Origin of the sequence: Castellaniella sp. (assembly GCF_034007085.1) — a bacterium.
Lineage (GTDB): Bacteria > Pseudomonadota > Gammaproteobacteria > Burkholderiales > Burkholderiaceae_B > Castellaniella.
This window is the reverse complement of sequence record NZ_JAVERO010000150.1, coordinates 1-4,684: the sequence shown is the minus strand read 5'-3', so window position 1 is coordinate 4,684 and position 4,684 is coordinate 1. Positions and strand designations below refer to the sequence as shown.

Here is a 4,684-nt window from a genome sequence, read left to right as displayed (position 1 = left end):
ATTGTCTACCGCCTGGGGACCCACATCCCCGTGCCTGGCATCAATCCGGACGCGCTGGCCGACCTGTTCCAGCAGAACCAGGGCGGAATCCTGGGGCTGTTCAACATGTTCTCCGGCGGCGCCCTGGAACGCTTTTCCGTGCTGGCGCTGGGGATCATGCCGTACATCTCGGCGGCCATCATCATGCAGCTGCTGGCCGTGGTCGTCCCGGCGCTCGAGGCCATCAAAAAAGAAGGCCAGTCCGGCCAGCGCAAGATCACCCAGTACACGCGCTACGGCACGGTGTTCCTGGCGACCTTCCAGGCGATCGGCATTTCAGTGGCGCTGGAATCCCAGCCCGGCCTGGTCATCGATCCGGGCCTGCTGTTTCGCTTTACCACGATCGTGACGCTGGTCACCGGCAGCATGTTCATCATGTGGCTGGGCGAGCAGATCACCGAACGCGGTCTGGGCAATGGCATTTCCCTGCTGATCTTCGCCGGGATCGTCGCCGGCCTGCCCGGTGCGCTGGGCGGCATGCTGGATCTGGTGCGCACGGACTCGATGTCCATCCTGTCGGCGCTGTTCATCCTGGCCCTGGTGGTTGCGGTGACCTATTTCGTGGTTTTCATCGAACGCGGCCAGCGCCGCATCACGGTGAACTACGCCAAGCGCCAGGTGGGCAACAAGCTCTATGGCGGCCAGTCCTCGCACCTGCCGCTCAAGCTGAACATGTCCGGCGTGATTCCGCCGATCTTCGCCTCGTCGATCATCCTGCTGCCTGCGACGGTCACCAGCTGGTTCTCCAGCAACCCGAACATGCGCTGGCTGGGCGACCTGGCGGCCGCACTGTCGCCGCAGCAGCCGCTGTATGTGACGCTGTATTCCGGCCTGATCATCTTCTTCTGCTTTTTCTACACGGCGTTGGTGTTCAACAGCCGCGAGACGGCAGACAACCTGAAGAAAAGCGGCGCCTTCGTGCCCGGGATCCGGCCTGGCGAACAGACCGCGCGCTACATCGACAAGATCCTGATGCGTCTGACGCTGTCGGGTGCCATCTATGTCACGCTGGTCTGCCTGCTGCCGGAACTGATGCAGATGCGCTGGAACGTGCCGTTCTATTTTGGTGGCACGTCCCTGCTGATCATCGTCGTCGTCGCGATGGATTTCATGGCGCAGGCGCAGGCTTACATGATGTCTCAACAGTACGACTCGCTGCTCCGGAAGGCGAACTTCAAGGGCGCTGCGGGATTACCCATGCGCTGAACGAACATGTCCAAGGACGACGTCATCCAGATGCAAGGGGAGGTCATCGAAAACCTTCCCAACGCAACGTTCCGCGTCAAGCTGGAAAATGGCCACATGGTGCTGGGCCATATTTCGGGCAAGATGCGTATGCACTATATCCGGATCCTTCCGGGTGACAAGGTCACAGTGGAGCTCACGCCCTATGACCTGTCGCGCGCCAGGATTGTTTTCCGCTCCAAATAGGCAGCGGCCGGTCAAGAACCAGGAGATCACCATGAAGGTAATGGCATCGGTAAAGCGGATCTGCCGCAACTGCAAAATCATCAAACGTCACGGCGTGGTGCGCGTCATCTGCACCGACCCGCGTCACAAGCAACGCCAAGGCTAAGGCCGGGCATCACGGAATTCACGAGGAACAGTCATGGCCCGTATTGCTGGCATCAATATTCCGCCGCATCAACACGCCGAGATCGGTCTGACCGCCATCTTCGGCATCGGCCGCACCCGCGCCCGCAAGATCTGCGAAGCGACCGGCATCGCGTATTCGAAGAAAATCAAGGATCTGACCGACGAAGAACTGGAAAAGATCCGTGAACAGATCAACGGCTACACGATCGAAGGCGACCTGCGCCGCGAAGTGCAGCTGTCGATCAAGCGTCTGATCGACCTGGGCACCTACCGTGGCATGCGCCACAAGCGTGGCCTGCCGGTGCGCGGTCAGCGCACCCGCACCAACGCGCGTACCCGCAAGGGCCCGCGCCGCGCCGCTGCGTCCCTGAAGAAATAACCTGAGGAAAGAACATGGCGAAAGCTCAAGGCGGCGCCGCGCGCGTCCGCAAGAAAGTCAAGAAGAGCGTGTCCGACGGCATTGCCCACGTGCACGCATCCTTCAACAACACCATCATCACGATCACCGACCGCCAGGGCAATGCGCTGTCGTGGGCTACGTCCGGCGGTGCCGGCTTCAAGGGTTCGCGCAAGTCGACGCCGTTCGCAGCCCAGGTGGCTGCCGAATCCGCCGGCCGCGTGGCCCAGGAATACGGGATCAAGACGCTGGAAGTCCGCATCAAGGGCCCCGGCCCTGGCCGCGAGTCCTCGGTGCGCGCCCTGAATGCCCTGGGGATCAAGATCTCCAGCATTTCGGACATCACGCCGGTGCCGCACAACGGCTGCCGTCCGCCCAAGCGTCGTCGTATCTAAGGGGAACATCTTGGCTCGTTACACTGGACCCAAATGCAAGCTTTCGCGCCGCGAAGGCACCGACCTGTTCCTGAAGAGCGCTCGCCGCTCGCTGGATTCCAAGTGCAAGCTCGAATCCAAGCCCGGCCAGCATGGCCGCATCTCGGGTTCGCGCACGTCGGATTTCGGCCTGCAGCTGCGTGAAAAGCAGAAACTCAAGCGCATGTATGGCGTGCTGGAAAAACAGTTCCGCAAATATTTTGCCGAGGCCGAGCGCCGTCGCGGCAACACGGGCGAAACGCTGATCCAGCTGCTCGAATCGCGTCTGGACAATGTCGTCTACCGCATGGGCTTTGGTTCCACCCGCGCCGAAGCGCGCCAGCTGGTGAATCACCGTGCCATCGAACTGAACGGCCATACCGCCGACATCGCCTCGATCCTGGTCAAGGCCGGCGACGTGATTGCCGTCCGCGAAAAAGCCAAGAACCAGGTCCGTATCAAGGAATCCCTGGAACTGGCGACCGGCAATGGCCTGCCCCAGTGGGTCGAGGTCGATGCCGCCAAGCTGTCGGGTGTGTTCAAGCAGGCCCCGGATCGCGCTGATGTCGCCCACGACATCAACGAATCCATGGTCGTCGAACTGTATTCCCGCTGATCTTCGTCGATCGGCGACCTGCATTGCCCGCCGCCTCCCGGGGCGGCGGTATCTTTCCGTCAGCCTTATCGGTGTAACGAGCCGAGGGTATTGAAAAGGAACATCCATGTCCGCACAAGGTTTTCTGAAACCCCGCACCATCTCTGTCGAGACCCTGGGCGCCCATCACGCCAAGGTCGTGATGGAGCCCTTCGAGCGTGGCTACGGCCACACGCTGGGCAATGCCCTGCGCCGTATCCTGCTGTCTTCCATGACGGGCTATGCCCCTACCGAAGTCCAGATCAGCGGAGTCGTGCATGAATATTCCACGATCGCCGGTGTGCGCGAGGACGTGGTCGATATTCTGCTGAACCTGAAAGGCGTGGTGTTCAAGCTCCATAACCGCGACGAAGTCACGCTGGTGCTGAACAAGCAGGGCCCCGGCGAAGTCCGTGCCAGCGACATCGAACTGCCGCACGACGTCGAGGTCATCAATCCCGATCATCTGATTGCGACCCTGACGGACAATGGCCGCCTGGAAATGCAGATCAAGGTCGAACAGGGCCGCGGCTACGTGCCGGGCAATGTGCGCGCCCTGGTCGATGACCGTTCGGCCACGATCGGCCAGATCGTGCTGGACGCTTCGTTCAGCCCGGTGCGCCGCGTCAGCTATGCCGTGGAAAACGCCCGCGTCGAGCAGCGCACCGACCTGGACAAGCTGGTGCTGGACGTGCAGACCAATGGCGTCATCAGCCCCGAAGAGGCCGTGCGCCAGTCGGCCCGCATCCTGATGGACCAGATTTCGGTGTTCGTCTCGCTGAGCGACAAGGACGCCGGCCAGCTGACCACCAGCATGCCGGTAGGCACCCAGTCGGCGCCGATCGATCCCGTGCTGCTGCGCCCGGTCGATGATCTGGAACTGACGGTGCGTTCGGCCAACTGCCTGAAGGCCGAAAACATCTACTACATCGGCGACCTGATCCAGCGCACCGAAAACGAGCTGCTCAAGACGCCGAACCTGGGCCGCAAGTCGCTCAACGAAATCAAGGAAGTCCTGGCCGCGCGCGGCCTGACCCTGGGCATGAAGCTGGAAAACTGGCCGCCTGTCGGCCTTGAGCGCCCCTGAAAACGCCCAGGGAAAGCATTTTTGTCGTGCTAAAATCCTGCGCCTGCCCTCATCCCGGGCAAGCGCAGTTCACCCACCCGGGCCGCGCCCTGTGCGATAGAAGATCCGGGTCTTAGATTCAACAAGGAAACCATCATGCGCCATCGTTCTGGCCTTCGCAAACTGAACCGCACCAGCAGCCATCGTCTTGCCATGTTCCGCAACATGGCCGTGTCCCTGCTGACCCATGAAGCCATCAAGACCACGCTGCCCAAGGCCAAGGAACTGCGCCGCGTGGTCGAGCCCCTGATCACCCTGGGCAAGAACCCCACTCTGGCCAACCGCCGCCTGGCGTTCGCCCGTCTGCGTGACCGTGACGCCGTCACCAAGCTGTTCAATGACATCGGACCGCGCTTTGCCGCGCGCAACGGGGGTTACACCCGTGTGCTGAAGATGGGTTTCCGCCAGGGCGACAATGCCCCCATGGCCTACATGGAACTGGTCGATCGCCCGGAATCCGAGGCGCCCGCCGGCGAATA

At 61.8% G+C, this 4,684-nt stretch carries 8 protein-coding genes; all 8 read left to right on the top strand.

Annotated features, from left to right (window positions below):
- Positions 1 to 1,245, top strand: a 1,245-nt coding sequence (secY, locus tag RBR29_RS10640; RefSeq protein WP_320349168.1) for a preprotein translocase subunit SecY, incomplete at its 5' end; no start/stop codon positions are given.
- Positions 1,246 to 1,251: 6 nt separating this feature from the next.
- The gene (gene infA, locus RBR29_RS10635; RefSeq protein ID WP_043678924.1) at positions 1,252 to 1,470 is read left to right on the top strand and encodes a translation initiation factor IF-1; all 219 of its coding nucleotides are present in this window, start codon (positions 1,252 to 1,254) and stop codon (positions 1,468 to 1,470) included.
- Positions 1,471 to 1,501: 31 nt separating this feature from the next.
- Positions 1,502 to 1,615 (top strand): 50S ribosomal protein L36, encoded by a 114-nt coding sequence (rpmJ, locus tag RBR29_RS10630; RefSeq protein WP_003805360.1) that lies wholly within the window; start codon positions 1,502 to 1,504, stop codon positions 1,613 to 1,615.
- A 33-nt stretch (positions 1,616 to 1,648) separates the two neighbouring features.
- Positions 1,649 to 2,014 (top strand): 30S ribosomal protein S13, encoded by a 366-nt coding sequence (gene rpsM, locus RBR29_RS10625; protein ID WP_320349136.1) that lies wholly within the window; start codon positions 1,649 to 1,651, stop codon positions 2,012 to 2,014.
- Between the two features lie 14 nt (positions 2,015 to 2,028).
- Entirely contained in the window at positions 2,029 to 2,427 is a 399-nt protein-coding gene (gene rpsK / locus RBR29_RS10620; RefSeq protein WP_320349134.1) for a 30S ribosomal protein S11, read from the top strand.
- A 10-nt stretch (positions 2,428 to 2,437) separates the two neighbouring features.
- Positions 2,438 to 3,061: a 30S ribosomal protein S4 gene (gene rpsD / locus RBR29_RS10615; RefSeq protein ID WP_320349133.1), complete on the top strand. Its 624-nt coding sequence runs from the start codon at positions 2,438 to 2,440 to the stop codon at positions 3,059 to 3,061.
- Between the two features lie 106 nt (positions 3,062 to 3,167).
- Positions 3,168 to 4,166, top strand: a complete 999-nt coding sequence (rpoA, locus tag RBR29_RS10610) for a DNA-directed RNA polymerase subunit alpha (protein WP_320349132.1) — start codon at positions 3,168 to 3,170, stop codon at positions 4,164 to 4,166.
- A 135-nt stretch (positions 4,167 to 4,301) separates the two neighbouring features.
- The coding region (gene rplQ, locus RBR29_RS10605) for a 50S ribosomal protein L17 (RefSeq protein ID WP_320349131.1) at positions 4,302 to 4,684 on the top strand (383 nt) is incomplete at its 3' end.

What these genes read in the sequence shown, in the direction of transcription:
- rpoA (WP_320349132.1), top strand. Translation starts at nt 3,168, where the DNA reads ATGTCCGCACAAGGTTTTCTGAAACCCCGCACCATCTCTGTCGAGACC.
- rpsK (WP_320349134.1), top strand. Translation starts at nt 2,029, where the DNA reads ATGGCGAAAGCTCAAGGCGGCGCCGCGCGCGTCCGCAAGAAAGTCAAG.
- rpsM (WP_320349136.1), top strand. Translation starts at nt 1,649, where the DNA reads ATGGCCCGTATTGCTGGCATCAATATTCCGCCGCATCAACACGCCGAG.
- rpmJ (WP_003805360.1), top strand. Translation starts at nt 1,502, where the DNA reads ATGAAGGTAATGGCATCGGTAAAGCGGATCTGCCGCAACTGCAAAATC.
- infA (WP_043678924.1), top strand. Translation starts at nt 1,252, where the DNA reads ATGTCCAAGGACGACGTCATCCAGATGCAAGGGGAGGTCATCGAAAAC.